Annotated in this window: 16 protein-coding genes; 2 read left to right on the top strand and 14 right to left on the bottom strand. The window is 63.3% G+C overall.

The window, feature by feature from the left end; all coding sequences use genetic code 11:
* The first annotated feature begins 17 nt into the window (after nt 1–17).
* Nucleotides 18–1,547, top strand: a complete 1,530-nt coding sequence (locus AC13C2_RS13880; protein ID WP_092760187.1) for an ATP-dependent DNA helicase — start codon at nt 18–20, stop codon at nt 1,545–1,547.
* Between the two features lie 164 nt (nt 1,548–1,711).
* Here the strand turns inward: AC13C2_RS13880 and AC13C2_RS13875 are convergent, their stop codons facing one another.
* The 13 genes from AC13C2_RS13875 to AC13C2_RS13815 all read right to left on the bottom strand — a co-directional run bounded on the left by AC13C2_RS13875 (nt 1,712) and on the right by AC13C2_RS13815 (nt 13,370).
* Nucleotides 1,712–2,467, bottom strand: coding sequence for a TIGR02186 family protein (locus AC13C2_RS13875; protein ID WP_482887165.1), 756 nt, complete (start codon nt 2,465–2,467; stop codon nt 1,712–1,714).
* Nucleotides 2,464–3,387, bottom strand: a complete 924-nt coding sequence (locus AC13C2_RS13870) for a sulfite exporter TauE/SafE family protein (RefSeq protein WP_092760191.1) — start codon at nt 3,385–3,387, stop codon at nt 2,464–2,466. Before AC13C2_RS13870 ends, AC13C2_RS13875 begins: the two co-directional genes overlap by 4 nt.
* Nucleotides 3,388–3,529: 142 nt before the next feature.
* The gene (locus AC13C2_RS13865; protein WP_092760193.1) at nt 3,530–4,336 is read right to left on the bottom strand and encodes a purine-nucleoside phosphorylase; all 807 of its coding nucleotides are present in this window, start codon (nt 4,334–4,336) and stop codon (nt 3,530–3,532) included.
* Nucleotides 4,320–5,285: an ABC transporter permease gene (locus AC13C2_RS13860; RefSeq protein ID WP_092760195.1), complete on the bottom strand. Its 966-nt coding sequence runs from the start codon at nt 5,283–5,285 to the stop codon at nt 4,320–4,322. Before AC13C2_RS13860 ends, AC13C2_RS13865 begins: the two co-directional genes overlap by 17 nt.
* A 93-nt stretch (nt 5,286–5,378) precedes the next feature.
* Nucleotides 5,379–6,536, bottom strand: coding sequence for an ABC transporter permease (locus AC13C2_RS13855; RefSeq protein ID WP_482887164.1), 1,158 nt, complete (start codon nt 6,534–6,536; stop codon nt 5,379–5,381).
* Nucleotides 6,533–8,065, bottom strand: coding sequence for an ABC transporter ATP-binding protein (locus AC13C2_RS13850; RefSeq protein WP_482887163.1), 1,533 nt, complete (start codon nt 8,063–8,065; stop codon nt 6,533–6,535). The genes AC13C2_RS13855 and AC13C2_RS13850 overlap by 4 nt, the downstream gene beginning before the upstream one ends.
* 75 nt (nt 8,066–8,140) lie before the next feature.
* Nucleotides 8,141–9,136, bottom strand: a complete 996-nt coding sequence (locus AC13C2_RS13845; protein WP_092760199.1) for a BMP family lipoprotein — start codon at nt 9,134–9,136, stop codon at nt 8,141–8,143.
* A 125-nt stretch (nt 9,137–9,261) separates the two neighbouring features.
* A complete protein-coding gene (locus AC13C2_RS13840) occupies nt 9,262–9,642 on the bottom strand; it encodes a GNAT family N-acetyltransferase (protein WP_482887162.1) in 381 nt (126 codons plus the stop codon).
* Nucleotides 9,643–9,653: 11 nt separating this feature from the next.
* Nucleotides 9,654–10,280 carry a tRNA (adenosine(37)-N6)-threonylcarbamoyltransferase complex dimerization subunit type 1 TsaB gene (tsaB, locus tag AC13C2_RS13835; RefSeq protein WP_482887161.1) on the bottom strand — a complete coding sequence of 209 codons (627 nt, stop codon included), beginning with the start codon at nt 10,278–10,280 and terminating at the stop codon, nt 9,654–9,656.
* Between the two features lie 2 nt (nt 10,281–10,282).
* Nucleotides 10,283–10,843, bottom strand: coding sequence for a NifU family protein (locus AC13C2_RS13830; protein ID WP_092760205.1), 561 nt, complete (start codon nt 10,841–10,843; stop codon nt 10,283–10,285).
* Between the two features lie 109 nt (nt 10,844–10,952).
* Nucleotides 10,953–11,408, bottom strand: a complete 456-nt coding sequence (locus AC13C2_RS13825; protein WP_092761201.1) for a universal stress protein — start codon at nt 11,406–11,408, stop codon at nt 10,953–10,955.
* Nucleotides 11,409–11,427: 19 nt separating this feature from the next.
* A complete protein-coding gene (locus AC13C2_RS13820; protein WP_482887160.1) occupies nt 11,428–12,510 on the bottom strand; it encodes a hypothetical protein in 1,083 nt (360 codons plus the stop codon).
* Nucleotides 12,507–13,370 carry a branched-chain amino acid aminotransferase gene (locus AC13C2_RS13815; RefSeq protein WP_482887159.1) on the bottom strand — a complete coding sequence of 288 codons (864 nt, stop codon included), beginning with the start codon at nt 13,368–13,370 and terminating at the stop codon, nt 12,507–12,509. Before AC13C2_RS13815 ends, AC13C2_RS13820 begins: the two co-directional genes overlap by 4 nt.
* A gap of 109 nt (nt 13,371–13,479) precedes the next feature.
* On the opposite strand from AC13C2_RS13815, the gene AC13C2_RS13810 reads away from it, so the two are divergent.
* Nucleotides 13,480–14,016 carry a YdcF family protein gene (locus AC13C2_RS13810; protein WP_482887158.1) on the top strand — a complete coding sequence of 179 codons (537 nt, stop codon included), beginning with the start codon at nt 13,480–13,482 and terminating at the stop codon, nt 14,014–14,016.
* Here AC13C2_RS13810 and AC13C2_RS13805 read toward each other — a convergent pair.
* The gene (locus AC13C2_RS13805) at nt 13,988–16,285 is read right to left on the bottom strand and encodes a glycosyl hydrolase family 28-related protein (protein ID WP_482887157.1); all 2,298 of its coding nucleotides are present in this window, start codon (nt 16,283–16,285) and stop codon (nt 13,988–13,990) included. The genes AC13C2_RS13810 and AC13C2_RS13805 overlap by 29 nt on opposite strands.
* Nucleotides 16,286–16,421: the final 136 nt, after the last annotated feature.

The raw sequence follows: 16,421 nt of genomic DNA, 5'->3' as shown, positions 1-16,421 counted from the left end.
GGCTATAGAAGGGGGCGATGAGCGATCCCGCCCCCCAACTCTCCAGCGATCAGGCCGAAGCCTGGGACCGCATTGCCGACATACTGTCCGACAGCGGTATTTCCCTGGCCGACGGCTGGGCATCGGAGCGGCCCGATGAAGACAGCCGCGTTTTGGCGGTGACGGGTCGGGCCGGGTCGGGCAAGACGCTGCTGCTTGCCGAATTGGTCAAGTCGATGCGCGAAGCGGGCCTTGATCTGGTGTCGGGTGACTATGAACGCAAGCGCAAGGACAAGCGCACGCTGGCGGTGTTGGCCCCCACCAACAAGGCGGCGTCAGTCCTGCGCACGCGGGGTGTGCCCGCCACGACGATCCATCGCATCCTCTATACCCCGGTCTATGACCCACAGTACGAGCGGATCGCCGAGTGGCTGGCGGGCGACGCCGACCGGCCCGAGGTCGAGGGAATCAGCGACGAAATGCTCGACCGCGCCAAACGGGTCTATGACGAGACGTCATCGGTGCCCGGTGCTCTGGCCTCCGCCGGGTTGCGCGGGTCGGATTTCATAACCGGCTGGAAACGCCGCGAAGCCCCGCTGGACATCGGATTTGTCGACGAATCCTCGATGCTGGACGACAAGCAGTACGAAGATCTGAAAGAGATATTCCCGACCCTCGTGCTGTTCGGCGACCCGGCGCAGCTGGCCCCGGTGAACCAGTCCGGGCGGATGGTCTTCGACCGCTTTTCAGGCACCGATCATCTGCATCTGGAGCGGGTGCATCGACAAGAGGCCGACAACCCGATCCTCGACCTGGCACACGCGCTGGGCGACCCGGCTCTCGATTTCCACAGCTTCGAACAGATGATAGAAGCGGCGGCGGCCAGGGACGATCGCGTCGTCGTCGCAGGCCGGGTCGACAGTGATCTGATGGCGCGGTCGCCTGTTCTGGTCTGGCGCAATGCAACCCGCATCCGCCTGATCCGCGCTTTCCGGCAGGCGCACGGGGCCGACGATACCCACTTGCTGCCGGGTGAGCCGTTGATCTGCGACGGTTTGGAACTGCCCCTGAAACATCGCAAGCGCCGGATCGACCTTGAAGCGCGGGGCCTGATCAAGGGGGCGCAGGTCGTCTATCTGGGGCCGGGTCGCAAGCCGGGGTTTTCCAAACTGCACGTTGTCGGCGCGCCCGACCCGGAAATTTCGGTCAGCAGTATCGTCAAGATCGAACACCCCGACGAAGAAGAGCCTTTCCTGCCCTTTGCCGCTCGCATGGGAGCGGCGTTTCTGCACGGGGCGGCCGTCACGACCCACAAGGCGCAGGGGTCCCAGTGGGACAGCGTGCAGGTTTTCGCGCCCGATCTTTATGCCGCGAGCCGGGCCGGTCGGATGGAGGCGGGGCAGCAGCTCTGGAAACGTCTGGCCTATGTCGCCATCACCCGCGCAGTCACCCGGTTGATCTGGGTGAAACGTTACGCGCTGGCGATGCCCAGGGTGCCGCTGGATACATCGGACCTGCGGGTGGAGCCTGTGGCCCTGACCCTGGAACGGCAAAGCGACGACGCCTGAAAAGCATCCTCATCACCGGTGCATCATCGGGCATCGGGGCGGCCACGACGAAACTCTTTCTGGCCGTCCTGCACATGGCGTCGGTGCCCGAAGAAACGAACGTGCTGACCATGACGATCGTGGCGAGCGCGACGCCCTATGGGGCCGGGCGCGGCTGACGTGTGCTAGTTCTTGAACAGGCGGAAGACCGCGCTGGCCCCCCAGCCGGCGACGATGGCGATGAACAGCGACAGAAGCCCATAGAGGATCGGTTCTTCATTGGCGAGCGCATAGATCCAGCGTTCCAGCCCGACCTTCTGGACGTAGATCGACGTCGCATAGCTGTCCACGACCTCGCCGTTGCGGGTCAGAAAGATGCGGGTGTTGTAATTGCCTTCGGTCAGGTCCGCAGGCAGTGCGATATCCGCGGAAAAGAGCGTCGAGTCCCGGACCTGCACCGATTCTTCGGCGGTTCCATAGGTGCCCGCCGCCGTGTTGACACGGATCAGCGCCTCGAGGAATTCCGGGTCGTTATCCGTCATCGTGGTCATGTCCGGCGCGGTCAGGGCGCTGGCCGTGGTGATGCGCCAGCGGTCATCTTCCGCGGGGGTCAGCGCACGGGACAGCGGAATCGACGACGACACGGAATAGAAGCTCGGTGCACCATTCACTTCGCGCGAGTCTGTGTTGACCCAGATGCCGAACCGCCGCGCCTTGCGTCGGACCGTGATGTTCTCGCGCGGGCCGGTTACGGTAATGATGACGGCCATGTCGGTCCCGACCGGCTGTGGCGCATTGCGCTTGATGGCGCCGAACACGAGAATTTCGGAGCCATCGAAGTTGGTCGATATCGAAATGCGATCCTGACTCAGGTCAGCCACGATTTCTTCGGCGCGAAGCGGCAGGCCCGCGACCAGCAGGATCAGCAGAAGGCGGATCATTCCTGACCTCCGAAACCGACCGAATACAGTTCGGCCGGCTCGATCAGAAGGTCCAGCGCCAGCTTGCCGGAGACCACCAGAACCAGGATAGCCAGCAGGATGCGAAGCTGCTCGGCTTTCATTTTGACGCCGATTCGCGTTCCGATCTGTGCACCCACGACGCCGCCCAGCAGCAGCAGGACGGCCAGCACCATATCGACGGTATAGTTGGTCGTGGCATGCAGCATCGTCGCGAAAGCGGTGACGAAAATGATCTGGAACAACGATGTGCCGACGACGACCTTGGTGGGCATTCCCAGCAGATAGATCATCGCGGGCACCATGATGAACCCTCCGCCGACGCCCATGATCGCGGCCAGAACACCGACCAGCAAGCCGACGATAACCGGGGGGATCACGCTGATATAAAGGCCGGACGTGCGAAACTTCATCTTGAACGGAAGTGCGTGAATCCAGCTTCGCTGACGGCGCACCGTTCTGGGCGCAGGGCCTGCGCTGCGGGCCCTGCGAATGGAGTTCAGGGACTCGAGGAACATCAGTCCGCCGATCACACCCAGAAAGAGCACGTAGGACAGCTTGACCAGCAGATCGACCTGCCCGAGTTCGCGCAGTATGGCGAAGACCTGAACGCCGACCGCGGCCCCGATCAGACCCCCGACGAGCAGGACCAGCCCCATTCGGAAATCCACCGTCTTTCGCTTGAAATGCGCCAGAACGCCGGAAAAGGACGAGGCGACAATCTGGTTCGCCTCGGTCGCGACGGCGACGGCGGGGGGGATGCCGATCATGAAAAGGAGTGGCGTCATCAGAAAACCGCCACCCACGCCGAACATGCCGGACAAGATGCCTACCAGTCCACCCAATCCTAAAAGAAGGAAGGCATTGACCGAAACTTCGGCAATCGGAAGATATATCTGCAAGGGGCACCTCATGCGGTGGATATCACCCCTAAACAAGATTGGGGGCAGGCGGTCAAACCCCCTGCCGGATTGAAAACCCCGAGACGGCGTAAACTTCCCCTTCTGGACCTAAGCCAAAGGTGCGACTGGCCACATTGTCCGGCTAGTCCGGTTCACTCAGAAACCGATGAAGCACCCGCTCCAGCTTGGCCGCTCCGATAGGGGCCATGGCCTTGGTGTGGTCGTGGCTGATCGCTTCGTCGCTCAGTCCCGCCGCCATGTTGGTGATGGTCGAGATCGCAGCTGCCTTCATCCCCAGGAACCGGGCCAGTATGATTTCCGGCACCGTGGACATGCCCACGGCATCGGCACCCAGAACGCGGATCGCGCGAATTTCGGCGGGCGTCTCGAAAGACGGGCCGGAATACCAGGCATAGACTCCTTCGTGCATCTCGACCGCTTCGGCCTGTGCCGCATTGCGCAGCGCGGCACGCAAGGCAGGATCGTGGGCATCGCCCATCGGGACAAACCTGCGATCGGTCGGCTCTCCGATCAGGGGGTTCAGTCCCGAAAAATTGATGTGGTCCGACAGAAGCATCAGAGATCCGGTCGGCATGTCCGGGCGCAGACTGCCTGCGGCGTTGGTGGCGATCATACCCTCGGCGCCCAATTTTGCCAGGACCTCCAGCGGCAGGCGCATCGCATCGGCACGTCCCTGTTCGTAATAATGCGTCCGCCCGCCGAAGACGGCAACGCGCGTCCCGCCCAGATCGCCGATCACCAGCCTGGGATTGTGCCCCGAGACGCCCGCATGCGGGAAACCGGGCAGGTCGGCATAGTCGATGGCGACGCCCTCGACCTGCTCCGCCAGATGACCCAGGCCGGACCCGAGGATCAGACCCAGACGCGGTGCCTCGACCCCGGCCCGGTCGCGGATCAGGGTGGTCAGGGTTTCAGCGTTCCTTGACATAGGGCTCCCCCCCGGCGCGCGGCGGGATGGCCCGACCGACGAACCCGGCCAGGATCACGACAGTAAGAATATAGGGCAGGGCCTGCATGAACTGCGTCGGGATCGGGATGCCGAACAGGTCCAGCGACTGGAACCGGTTGCCCAGGGCCTCCAGCAAGCCGAACAGCAGCGTCGCCCCCAAAGCATACCAGGGCCGCCACTTGGCAAAGATCAGCGCGGCCAGCGCGATGAACCCGCGTCCGGCCGACATCTCCTTGACGAAGCCTGCCGACAGGGCGGTCGCCAGATAGGCCCCGGCGATGCCGGTGAGCACACCGCAGATCATCACCGCGGCATATCGCAAGCCCACGACGCTGACGCCCGCAGTATCCACCGCTGCAGGATTTTCGCCAACCGCGCGCAGGCGCAGGCCGAACCGGGTGCGGAACAATACCCACCAAGTGATCGGGACAAGGGCCAGCGCGACATAGACGAGGATCGAATGGCCCGACAGAAAGTCCGCGTAGATCGGCCCCAGATAGGGGACATCGCGAACCGCATTGGCAAAGGGCAGGGTGATTTCCTGGAACCGTGCCGCGCCTTCCAGTTGCGGGGTCCGTCCGCCCAGCGAAAACCATGCTTCGCCGATCACGACGGTCAGGCCGGACGCCAGAAAGTTGATCGCCACGCCCGAAATCAGTTGGTTGCCGCGGAAAGTTATGGACGCAACACCGTGGATCGCCGCCAGCACCAATGACGCGCCGATACCCGCCATCAGACCGATCCAGACGCTGCCGGTATAACTGGCGACCGCCGCCGAAAAGAACGCCGAGGCCAGCATCTTGCCTTCCAACCCGATGTCGAAAATTCCTGCCCGCTCACTGAACAGGCCTGCCAGACAGGCCAGAAGAAGCGGTGTCGCAAGACGCAGCGAGGAGTCGAGCAGTTGAATGACGCCGAGGAAGTCCATGTCAGCTCCTGTCGGTGGCGAGGCGGAAGGCCGCAGATGGTTGGTGCATGCCTGGATGCGGCAGCAAACCGGAAAGGACGTGCAAAGGGCCGCTCATGGCTCGATCTTCGCATCGTCTGGATGGCCGCCCGGTTGCAACGGTGTGGTCGGCAGCGGCGCCTCGGGCTGACGTCTCCGCGACAGGAACATTCGTTCAACCGGCGATCGCACCATGTTATCCAGCGCGCCGGTAAACAGGATCACGAGCGCCTGAATCACCAGGATCATTTCGCGCGTCATGCCGTTCATCTCGAACGTCAGTTCGGCTCCTCCCTGATACAACGCCCCGAACAGCAGCGCCGCGATGAACACGCCCAGTGGATGCGACCGACCCATCAGCGCGACCGCAATGCCGACGAATCCCGCGCCCTGAACCGGGTCCAGCACCAGACGTTCCGCCTCGCCCATGACGGCATTGATCGCCATCAACCCGCTCAGACCGCCCGAAATAAGCATCGCGAGCATGGTGATCCTGACAGGAGAGATACCGGCATAGAGCGCAGCGGGTTCCGAATGGCCGAAAGCGCGGATTTCATAGCCCAGGCGGGTCCGCCAGATCAGGAAATAGACCCCGATACAGGCCAGAACCGCGACCAGAAAGCTGACGTTCAGCGGCGTTGACCTGGAAAAGCCGACCCACGGCAGAATATCCGCCGCATTGGGAAGGCGCGCGCCTTCGATGAAACGCGCGGTTTCGGGCGAGGCGCTGCCCGGCACTTTCAGCACATTGGCCAGCAGATAGACCATCAGCGCGGCGGCGATGTAGTTGAACATGATCGTCGTAATGACGATGTGGCTGCCCCGCCGGACCTGAAGGTAGGCTGGTACGGCAGCCCAGAGCGCGCCGAAGATCATTCCCCCGATCACGGCGGCGGGCAGGGCCACTGCCCAGTGCGGCCAGTCGATGGAGAGCGCGACCAGGGCCACGCCCAGCCCGCCCAATGCCGCCTGACCTTCGCCGCCGATATTGAACAGACGCGCGTGGAACGCGACCGCGACGCTCAGGCCGGTAAAAATGAAATTGGTGGCATAGAACAGCGTGTAACCCCAGCCATAGGCCGATCCGACCGACCCGTTCACGAGGATATACAATGCCTCGAACGGGTTCTTGCCGATCAGCGCCACGACAAGCCCCGAAACGAGCAGTGCCAGAGCCAGATTGATAAGTGGGATCAGGACGATGTCGGCCCATTTCGGCATGGCGTCGTTCATGCCGCATCCTCCGTGATGCCCGCCATCAACAGTCCAAGCTCGCCCTGATTTGTCTCGGACGGCAGACGTTCTCCCATGATCCGGCCGTCGAACATGACGGCGATGCGGTCGGACAGAGCCATGATCTCGTCCAGTTCAACGCTGACCAGAAGGATCGCCTTGCCCTGATCGCGCAGGGCGACGATCTGCTGGTGGATGAACTCGATGGCGCCGATATCGACGCCGCGGGTGGGCTGGCCGATCAGCAGCAGGTCGGGGTTTCGCTCGATTTCGCGGGCCAGCACGATCTTCTGTTGATTGCCGCCCGAGAAGTTCTTGGCGGCAAGATTCGGGTCCGGCGGGCGGACGTCGAACCGCTCCATCTTGTCGACACAGTCGGCCTTGAGCGCCGAATTATCCATCAGCAGGCCCGAGTTGAATTTCGGGTCATCATGATACCCGAAGCCGATATTTTCCCACGCCCGGTAATCCATGATCAGACCTTCGCGCTGCCGATCTTCGGGCACATGGGCGATGCCACGCGCGCGACGGGTGCGCGCGTCGGACGCGGACCCGGTGATGTCGATCTGCTGGCCGTTCACACGGATCACGCCGGTGCCCTTGGCATAGCCGCCCAGAATCTCCAGCAATTCCGACTGTCCGTTGCCGGATACGCCCGCGATGCCCAGCACTTCGCCCGCCCGGATGGTCAGGTCGATGCCGCGCAGACGCTCGACGTTTCGGTCGTCGACCACCCGCAGGTTCTCGACCTCCAGCACGACAGCGCCGGGTGTGGCAGGCGTCTTGTCCACCCGCAGCAAGACCTTGCGGCCGACCATCAGCTCGGCCAGCTGTTCGGGCGAGGTCTCGGCGGTCTTGACGGTCGCGGTCATCTCGCCGCGCCGCATCACGGACACGGTGTCGGTGATCTCCATGATCTCGCGTAGTTTGTGGGTGATCAGGATGATCGTTTTCCCCTCGTCGCGCAGACCTTTCAGAATACGGAACAGGTGGTCGGCTTCAGCGGGAGTCAGCACACCCGTCGGTTCATCCAGGATCAGAATATCGGCTTCGCGATACAGCGCCTTCAGGATCTCGACGCGCTGCTGCTGACCGACGCCCAGGTCCTCGATGATGGCGTCGGGGTCGACGTCCATCTCGTAATCGTCTGCCAGCTTCTTCAGCAGCTTGCGGGCCTTCGCCAGCGACGGCTTCAGCAGCCTGCCGTCTTCGGCGCCCAGAATGACATTCTCCAGAACGGTGAAGTTCTCGACCAATTTGAAATGCTGGAACACCATGCCGATGCCAGCGTCGATGGCGGCCTGACTATCGGGAATTTCGGTTTTCTTGCCGCCGATGAATACCTCACCCGAGTCGGCCCTGTAAAATCCGTAAAGGATCGACATGAGCGTCGACTTGCCCGCGCCATTCTCGCCGATGATGCCATGAATGGTTCCGCGTTTGACCTGGATTGAGATGTCCTTGTTCGCCTGCACCGGCCCGAACGCCTTGGAAATGCCGCGCAGTTCGATCGCAAGTGTCTCGTCCATGCCCATCCCCCGGCCGGTCGTGATACGGGAACGAGGCCCCGAAGGGCCCCGTCCGGTCTTGTCGGTGTCGCTGCCTCAGTAGGCGGGGCAGCTGCCGTCCGTTGTGAAGTCGTGGACTTCGATTTCGCCTGCGATGATCTTGGCCTTGGCCTCTTCGACGGCCGCGACCATTTCCGGGGTGACCAGATCCGCGTTGTTGTCGTCCATCGCGAAGCCAACGCCGTTGTTATCGAGTCCCATGACCGAAATGCCGGTCTCCAGCTCACCCGCGGCGCCCTTGGTGAAGGCGTCATAGACGGCGTTGTCCACGCGCTTGACCATCGATGTCAGAACCTGGCCCGGGTGCAGGTAGTTCTGGTTGCTGTCGACACCGATCGAAAGGATACCGGCATCTGCAGCGGCCTGAAGCACACCGATCCCGGTGCCACCGGCGGCGGCGAACACCACGTCGGAACCCTGGCTGATCTGGCTGCGGGTCAGTTCGGCACCCTTGACCGGGTCATTCCATGCGGTGGGTGTCGTGCCGGTCATATTGACGATGACATTGGCATCCGGGTCTGCGGCCTTGGCACCCTGGGCATAGCCACAGGCAAACTTGGAAATCAGGGGGACGTCCATGCCGCCGATGAAGGACACGGTGCCCGTCTCGGACGCCATGGCGGCCATCATGCCGACCAGATAGCTGCCCTGATGTTCGGCAAAGACGACCGATTTCACGTTGGGCTGATCGACGACCATATCAACGATCACGAACTCGGTGTCCGGATAGTCGGGCGCGACGACTTCGAGGGTCGAGGCATTGGCGAAGCCCAGAACGACGACGGGGTTCGCACCGCGTTCGGCCATGCGGCGCATGGTCTGTTCGCGCTGGGCTTCGTTGGCCAGTTCGGTCTCGGAGTAGTCGCCCCCGGTCTCCTCGACCCAGCGTTGTGCGCCGTTGTAAGCGGATTCATTGAAAGATTTATCGAACTTGCCGCCAAGGTCGATGATCAGGCCGGGCTCGGCGAAGGCCGTTCCGGCCGTCAGCGCTATGGTTGCCACGGCACCCATGAGGGTCTTGTTGATGGTCATTGGTCTCTCCCGTCGAACGGACGTTATTGTTTGCACCCCGAAGGGGCCACGTCACCATTGATGCATGGGATAAGGCCGCAGGGACGGCGGAAGGTCAACCTGAGTCTGGCGGCTATGACCTGTGGTCAAAGGGTCTTGCGCAGCAGATGGGCGTCTGTGCCGTTATAATAACCGGGCCGCAAGCCGACCTGTATCCAGCCGGTCGCGGCATAAAGCGCGCGGGCGGGGGCATTGTCGGCGGCGACTTCCAGAAACGCCTGCGTCGCCCCCAGTTTGCGCGCCTCGCGATCGAAACCACTCAACAGGGTGCGGGCGGTGCCCTGACCCCGTTGTGCCAATGCGACCACGATCGTCAGAAGCTCCGCCTCATCGGCCACGACACGGCCCAGCGCGAAGCCATCGTTCCCGCTCACGATGATCGTGTCGGACCTGTCGAGCATCGCGGTGAAGCTTTCGGCGGACCAGCGCGCCGACCCGTCGAAGGCCTGCGCGTGCAGGGCGGCCATCTTCTTTGGCGTCACGGCAGGATGACCGGCGGCAGGTCGGACGCGGGCGCGGCATCGGCGGGTCGCAGATAGACCGGTGCGGCGCGCGGACGGTCCCGCCCGGCGCGGCAAGCGGCAAGGCGTGCGATCTGCGGGGCAAGGTCGGGTGTAGGGAGGACAGCGCGTCCGGTCGCCGTCGCCACCCTTTCCGCAGCCGGTCCGGTCAGCGGAGCCAACCAATCGGCCGGAAGGCCCGTGGGCGGCATGACGATGACCTCTCCGCGATATGCCAGATGGACCAGATCGCGCGGCGCAGGCAGGCAGACGACCACGTCGCGCCCGTCGGCATAAGCATCCGGCAGGCTCACCCCCTCACAGGGAATATCCAGCCCCAGCGAAAGGCCACGCCCGGCGGCAACCGAAATCCGCGTTCCGGTGAAATTGCCCGGCCCGGTACCGACACCCAACGCTGCGAGTTCGGCCCAGTCGACACCTGCCTCGGCCAGAACCTCTTGCAGAAGGACCATAAGGCGTTCCGCCTGACCCTTGCGCATTTCCTCGATCCGATGCGCCAGAACCCTGTCGCCCGACACCAAAGCGGCCGCGCAATGCGCGGCCGAAGTATCGAACCCCAGGGTCAGCCGGTCAACGCTCGCCATGGTCACAGACCAACGGGGCGAACCTCCAGCACTTCGGGAATATAGTGCCGCAGCAGGTTCTCGATCCCCATCTTCAGGGTCATGGTCGACGAAGGGCAACCCGCGCAGGCCCCCTTCATCTGCAGATAGACCACCCCCCGCTCGAACCCGTGGAAGGTGATGTCACCCCCATCCTGGGCCACGGCGGGACGGACGCGGGTGTCCAGCAGCTCGGTGATCTGGCCGACGATGGCGCTGTCTTCTTCGGCGTGATTGGCACCGTGCGCAGCCTCGGCCTCGCCCTCCATGATCGGATCACCCGACTGGAAATGCTCCATGATGGCGCCCAGAATGGAAGGCTTCACATGGTCCCATTCGGTTCCGTCGTCCTTGGTCACGGTGACGAAATCATTGCCGAAGAACACGCCGGTCACACCGCCGATGGCGAAAATGCGACGTGCAAGCGGCGACTTTTCCCCGGCTTCGGCGGTCGGGAAATCGGCAGTGCCCGAGTCCAGCACGGATTGACCCGGCAGGAATTTCAGGGTTGCGGGGTTCGGTGTGGTTTCGGTCTGGATGAACATGAGGGTGCCTCCGGGTTGGACTCTAATGTGAGCCTCCGATCCCCCGATGTCAACGATCTGGAACCGTTCTAAACTGGATCAGCGAAGCATCAGGGTCTCGGGCGGGCTGTCACGCGATATCTTCCAGCTGCTCCTTGGACAATGTGCCTGGCACGATGGTGATCGGTACCGGAAGACTGCCCGCCGATCGTGCAAGTTGCGTCACAAGTGGGCCCGGACCCTTGCCTTCCGCTGACGCGCCCAGAACCAGCACGCCAATCTCCGGATCTTCCGTGACCTGTGCCAGAATTTCGGTCACCGGTTCCCCCTCGCGGATCACCAGATGAGGTTCCAGCCCGTGCTTGTCGCGCATCCACTTTGCGAAAACCTCGAAGTGGGCGACGATGCGTTCGCGGGCTTCCTCGCGCATGATGTCGCCGACGCCGATCCAGTGGTTGAATTCGTCCGGCGGGATCACCGAAAGGACCTCGATGCCGCCGCTAGTATGTTCTGCCCGCAGCGATGCGAAACGCATCGCGTTCAGACATTCTCGACTGTCATCCAGGATGACGAGAAACTTGCGCATGGGTGCCCCGGTCGTCGTTTCAATGGCTTTCAGCATTGCCTTGCGCGGGCGGTTCTGTCCACCGGGTTGGTGCGACAATCACAGGGCGCAACAGGCCCCGAAGGACAATACCGCTGAGCCGCGTGCCGATGATGACCGCGATCTGCGCGGCCGTCAGCCAGATCAGAAGCAACGTTCCCGCCGCCATCCGGCCAAGCCTGACGGTCGCGCGAAATACGCGGGTCTTGCCCAATACCGCAAAACTGCGCGTGGTGCGGGGGCCGGCGGCCTCGGCCACGCGGGCCAGTTTCGCCGCATCTTCCGGCGTGTCCACGAAGCGCGCCAGACGCAACGCTTCGGCGGGCGATGTGGCGGTGGCCACCCGGCCCAGATCGCCCGCCAGCGACTGGATACGCGCCAGTGCAGGCGCGTCAATCGCGTCCTCCAGGCGGGCGACGCCCGTCATCACCTCGTCCACCCGCGACCAGCGAACGGGCAGCCGCAGCATCCGGGCAAGATCCGGTGTGACCGATCCCATTCGGCGCGCCAGTCGCAAAAGGCCTGTGCCCGCCTTGATCGTGACCGACGATCCGCCGGAAACCACAATGGCCCCCGTCGCCGCCAGGCCGACCAGCGCCAGACCCGCATCCAACTCGTCCACCGGCCTGTCGCCAACCCATGCGACGCCGGCGCGACGCAGCGCATTCAGATCGCCCAGCGGCGACATCTCGAACGGGACGGCGCATGCGGCGACCTGGGTCAGTGTGGGACAGGTCGATACGTCCGCCATACAGGCCGCGCAATCGGCGGCCATGGTGATCCAACCCGAACGTGCGTCGATCATGGCTTCGGCCGAACGGGTATCGACGGGCCGGTTCAGATCGGCACTCAGATCCATCAGCATCCGTGCCCGGTCGACGTCTCGGGTCGTAACGGCATCGGCCAGCGCGCCCTCGATCCAATCCGACGTTGCCGCGCGACTGACCTTTCGCTCCAACGCGATGCGCAGGTCGTTTGCGGTCCGATCCACGAAAGGCCGTGCCAGCGGATTTGTCGAAAGCGCCCAGACAGTTGCCGTCACCGTAACGATCAACGGCAACACACGGAGCAATCGCAGGATCATGCCGCCGAGAGCGCCCAGTCCCAATACATGTCCCGCACCCGACGCGTGACGGGGCCGACCTGATACTGGCAGTCATCGAAGGCCGTGACCGGCGTGACCTTGGTCAGGTTCCCAGACAGGAACACTTCATCCGCGTTCCGGATGTCGTCGAAGGTCAGCACGTCTTCATGCACGGTGACCCCGTCGCGGGCCAGATTGGCGATGTGACGTGCGCGGGTGATCCCGGCAAGGAACGTGCCGTTGGCGATGGGGGTGAAAACTTCGCCGTCGCGCACCATGAAGACGTTCGACGTGGCCGATTCCGCCACGTTGCCCAGCGCATCCGCGACCAGCGCGTTGCCGAACCCGGCGCGCTGCGCTTCGGCCAGCATGCGGGCGTTGTTGGGATACAGACACCCCGCTTTGGCATCGCAGACCGCATCCTCCAGCACCGGACGGCGAAAACGCGTCGTGGTCAGGGTCGTGGTCCTGTCGGGCGCGTGCATCGGCACTTCCTCCAGACAGATGGCGAAACCGGTTTCCTCGCCCGACGGCACCAGCCCCAGCTCGCTTCCGTGGATGCCCCAGTACATCGGACGAATGTAAATCGCGGCATCGGGGGCGAAACCCTCCAGCCCTTCGCGGATCGCCTCGACCATCGCGTCCTGCGTCTGCGTCGGGGTCAGCATCAGCGCCTCGGCGGAGCGGTTCACGCGGGCGCAGTGACGGTCCAGATCGGGGGTCACGCCTTCGAACCTGCGGGCGCCGTCGAAGACCGACGATCCCTGCCACATGCCATGATCGGCGGCCCGCATCACCGGGACATCGCCGTCATGCCATGTGCCATCGAAATACGTGCGGATCACCTTGCCGAAAGCCATGTCATTCCCAGTCTGTATCGTACCCTTGGTCGCATCGACGATAGGGGTGCGGCATCACCGCGTCCAGCGACCCTTGCGCAGATGCAAAGCTTGCCGACATGAAGGACCAATGACACCATTCCGACCTGCCCCCGATGGCCCGCCGCATCCTGTGGCGCCCAAGACCGTCGCCCTGATCCTCGGGGCGGCCGTGTCGTCCGACGGCACCCCGTCGCCGACCTTCGATCTGCGCATTCGACGCGCTGTAGACCTGTGGCGGACGGGGCGCGTATCCGCAATCTGCACCACCGGCGGACGCGGCCGTTTCGGTCCGCCCGAAGGCCAAGTGGCCCACAATGTCGCGCTGGCGCTCGGCCTGCCGCAAAGGGCGATCCTGGTCGAAGACCGGTCCACCAATACGTTCGAGAATATTGCGTTCGCCAAGGCTCTGCTTCCGGACGACGTCACGGTCCTGATCGTGTCCAACCGCTGGCATCTGCCGCGCGCGCTGATGATTGCAGGGCTTCTGGGCCTGCAAGCCGAACCTTCGGGTATTCGCGGAACCGCCACGCTGAAACGCAGCGTGACGTCAACCCTGAGAGAGGTCGCCGCCACGCCGGTCTCCGTCTTTCGTGCCGTCAGGTGGGCGCGTCGCACCGGGCGGTGACGAAGACCTTTCCCTTCACCGCTTCGGACCAGACGACCCGCGCCGACTGACCGTTTGCGCCGATGCTGCCGCTGGCATAGGGCATCGTCCAGACCGCAGCGTTACTGCCGGTGCGGATCGCCCCGTCGGGAAGGACCGCCGTTACCACCTTGGCCCGACCCTTGAAGGGCATGTAATCCGCAAGGTCGGTTTCCCATGTCGCCGCCGCCGTGTTTACGACCACAGGCACCGTGACCGGATTCTGGAACTGCTTGGCGACCGCCTGAAAGGTGTTGGAATGGACGTTCACATCGGTGAACCGGCCATAGTCCAGTTCGGCATAGGTGGTATCGACCATATCCACCCGCTCCAGAGACTGCCCCCGGATCGTCTTGAAGTTATTGCCGGTGACCGTCATCCCGTTGATGTAGTGACCCTGACCGAACGGCTTGATGTGGATCGGACGATAACTGCTGGGCACGTTTGACGAGAAAATGATGTTGCCCAGAATTTGCAGCCCCCCGAACGAGAATTCGGACTGGAAATCGGGCGCGCCGTCATGCTCGTTCGTCCACTCCAGATAGGCGTTGTCGACATAATTTCCGACGAAGACCGTCTTGGCCTGTGCGTCGGCAAAGACGATCCCGGCGGTGCGTTCGCCCAGGGTATCGTTGTCGCCCTGGAAGAAGTGGTTGCCGGTCACGATGTGCCCCGATCCCCCCAGCACAGCGAAGTGGCGGAATTTGACGGCCCTGTTGTTGCGGATCTTGGTATCGTTGGCATTGACGTTGAAACCGATGGTCTGCCGGGCCGACACGTCCTTCTGTTGTTCGGTCGACAGGAACTGGCAGCGGTCGATCAGCATGCCCTGACATCCCAGCCCATGACTGGTCACGCCACGGTCGCGCGGCCCGTTGATGAAACAATCCTTGATGTGGAAAATCAGACCTGCGGGCGGCAACAGGATACCGGACGACCGTCCCGCCATCAGCAACTCTACATCCTCCAGAACAAAGCGTTGCAACTGGTCGAAGCCACTGAAGTCCAGCGCATATTTGAAGCGCCTGAAGGTGTAGGCCTGCTGCGACGGCGCGCCCCAGAGCGCGGCGCTCAGCGTGATGACCCCGGTCGAGACGTTCGTCGATTTGACATAGACTTCGCGCCCGACCCCGACGGGGCCCTGCACCAGCGATCCGACCGCGATGGACGAAATGTTCGGCACATTGGTCAATTCGCGCGGGCTGGACGGGTCGAAGTCACCGCTCGCTGTTACTGTCGTCGTGTCGAAACTGGCGGTGTTCTGCACGTCGATCTGACCGTTCTTGATCGACCGCTGATTGGCGTAGGTTGTCTTGTCATAGACCGCCGCCTGCACATCCAACGGTTCGGTCAGCTCGATACGGCGACCCATCAGATCCAGCGTGTCGTGGTCGGTGAAGTTGAAGAGCGCCTGGATGGCCCGGCGAAAACCCTCCTCCTCATCGTCGAAGGCGTCGATATAGCTGTTGATCTCGAAGTTCCGCACAAGGCTCAGCCGCTTCGATCGGGGCATCTCGCACCGGCCCTCGAACCGCACCGGGCTATTGAACGTCACGTGATTGTTCAGCAGATAGGTGCCCGACGACACCAGAACCGCCCGTCCGTTCGCATCGGCGTCCGCCCGCTCGAAGGCCGAGGAATCGTCGGTCACGCCATCGCCCTTCGCGCCATAATCGCGCACGTCGACCCAGTCCATCATCGTCCGCAGGAAGGCGCTGGTGATGTCCTCGACCTCGATGTCGTCGATACGCACCGTGCCGCCGTTGGGCCCGACCAGGTCAAGGCCGACATGGGTAAAGGCCACGTCCTGGCCAAACGTCAGGTTCACGCCGCCCCGGTTACCCGTGCCCAGGATGACGCTGACGGTTTCGACCCGGCCATAGGCGCTCAGCGCCACCTCGGGGCCTGCGGTCGTCGCGCCAAACACCAGGTCGCCATTCGCCTTGACCGGCGTGGCGGCGGCACGGACGCGGGCCAGATTGCCCGAGATGGCCTTCACCCGGATCGTGACCCGGTAATAACATCCCGGAAAGATCGGCGTATTGCCCATCCAGCGCAGCTTCTGCACGCTGTCGGTCTTGACCATTTCCAGGCAGCCGCCGAAATCCTGATCGGCCGCCACAAGCACAGCGTTGCCTGAATTGTCATAGGTATCCGATCCGGACAGCCCGTCCTGCCGGGACCAGACATTCAGCCCTGCCGCAAAGGCCGGGGGCGCGAGGACGAGCCCCTCGGTGATCGACTTGTTCATTCCTGTCCCCTTCCGCAGGTCGCGCAAAATGAAAAAGGACCGCCCCAGCGGCGTTCAGCCGGGACAGTCCTCATCTGTGAGTAATGTGATGAAAGTCGCCCTTCACCCTGGAAAGCGGCCTTCGAAAAAGAAGGGT

The organism is Jannaschia sp. L-14R, assembly GCF_056857695.1.
Note: the sequence above shows the minus strand (reverse complement) of the source record. Positions and strands in the feature narration are given on the sequence as shown.

What these genes read in the sequence shown, in the direction of transcription:
- AC13C2_RS13880 (WP_092760187.1), top strand. Translation starts at nt 18, where the DNA reads ATGAGCGATCCCGCCCCCCAACTCTCCAGCGATCAGGCCGAAGCCTGG.
- AC13C2_RS13875 (WP_482887165.1), bottom strand. Translation starts at nt 2,467, where the DNA reads ATGATCCGCCTTCTGCTGATCCTGCTGGTCGCGGGCCTGCCGCTTCGC.
- AC13C2_RS13865 (WP_092760193.1), bottom strand. Translation starts at nt 4,336, where the DNA reads ATGTCAAGGAACGCTGAAACCCTGACCACCCTGATCCGCGACCGGGCC.
- AC13C2_RS13860 (WP_092760195.1), bottom strand. Translation starts at nt 5,285, where the DNA reads ATGGACTTCCTCGGCGTCATTCAACTGCTCGACTCCTCGCTGCGTCTT.
- AC13C2_RS13855 (WP_482887164.1), bottom strand. Translation starts at nt 6,536, where the DNA reads ATGAACGACGCCATGCCGAAATGGGCCGACATCGTCCTGATCCCACTT.
- AC13C2_RS13850 (WP_482887163.1), bottom strand. Translation starts at nt 8,065, where the DNA reads ATGGACGAGACACTTGCGATCGAACTGCGCGGCATTTCCAAGGCGTTC.
- AC13C2_RS13845 (WP_092760199.1), bottom strand. Translation starts at nt 9,136, where the DNA reads ATGACCATCAACAAGACCCTCATGGGTGCCGTGGCAACCATAGCGCTG.
- AC13C2_RS13840 (WP_482887162.1), bottom strand. Translation starts at nt 9,642, where the DNA reads ATGGCCGCCCTGCACGCGCAGGCCTTCGACGGGTCGGCGCGCTGGTCC.
- tsaB (WP_482887161.1), bottom strand. Translation starts at nt 10,280, where the DNA reads ATGGCGAGCGTTGACCGGCTGACCCTGGGGTTCGATACTTCGGCCGCG.
- AC13C2_RS13830 (WP_092760205.1), bottom strand. Translation starts at nt 10,843, where the DNA reads ATGTTCATCCAGACCGAAACCACACCGAACCCCGCAACCCTGAAATTC.
- AC13C2_RS13825 (WP_092761201.1), bottom strand. Translation starts at nt 11,408, where the DNA reads ATGCGCAAGTTTCTCGTCATCCTGGATGACAGTCGAGAATGTCTGAAC.
- AC13C2_RS13820 (WP_482887160.1), bottom strand. Translation starts at nt 12,510, where the DNA reads ATGATCCTGCGATTGCTCCGTGTGTTGCCGTTGATCGTTACGGTGACG.
- AC13C2_RS13815 (WP_482887159.1), bottom strand. Translation starts at nt 13,370, where the DNA reads ATGGCTTTCGGCAAGGTGATCCGCACGTATTTCGATGGCACATGGCAT.
- AC13C2_RS13810 (WP_482887158.1), top strand. Translation starts at nt 13,480, where the DNA reads ATGACACCATTCCGACCTGCCCCCGATGGCCCGCCGCATCCTGTGGCG.
- AC13C2_RS13805 (WP_482887157.1), bottom strand. Translation starts at nt 16,285, where the DNA reads ATGAACAAGTCGATCACCGAGGGGCTCGTCCTCGCGCCCCCGGCCTTT.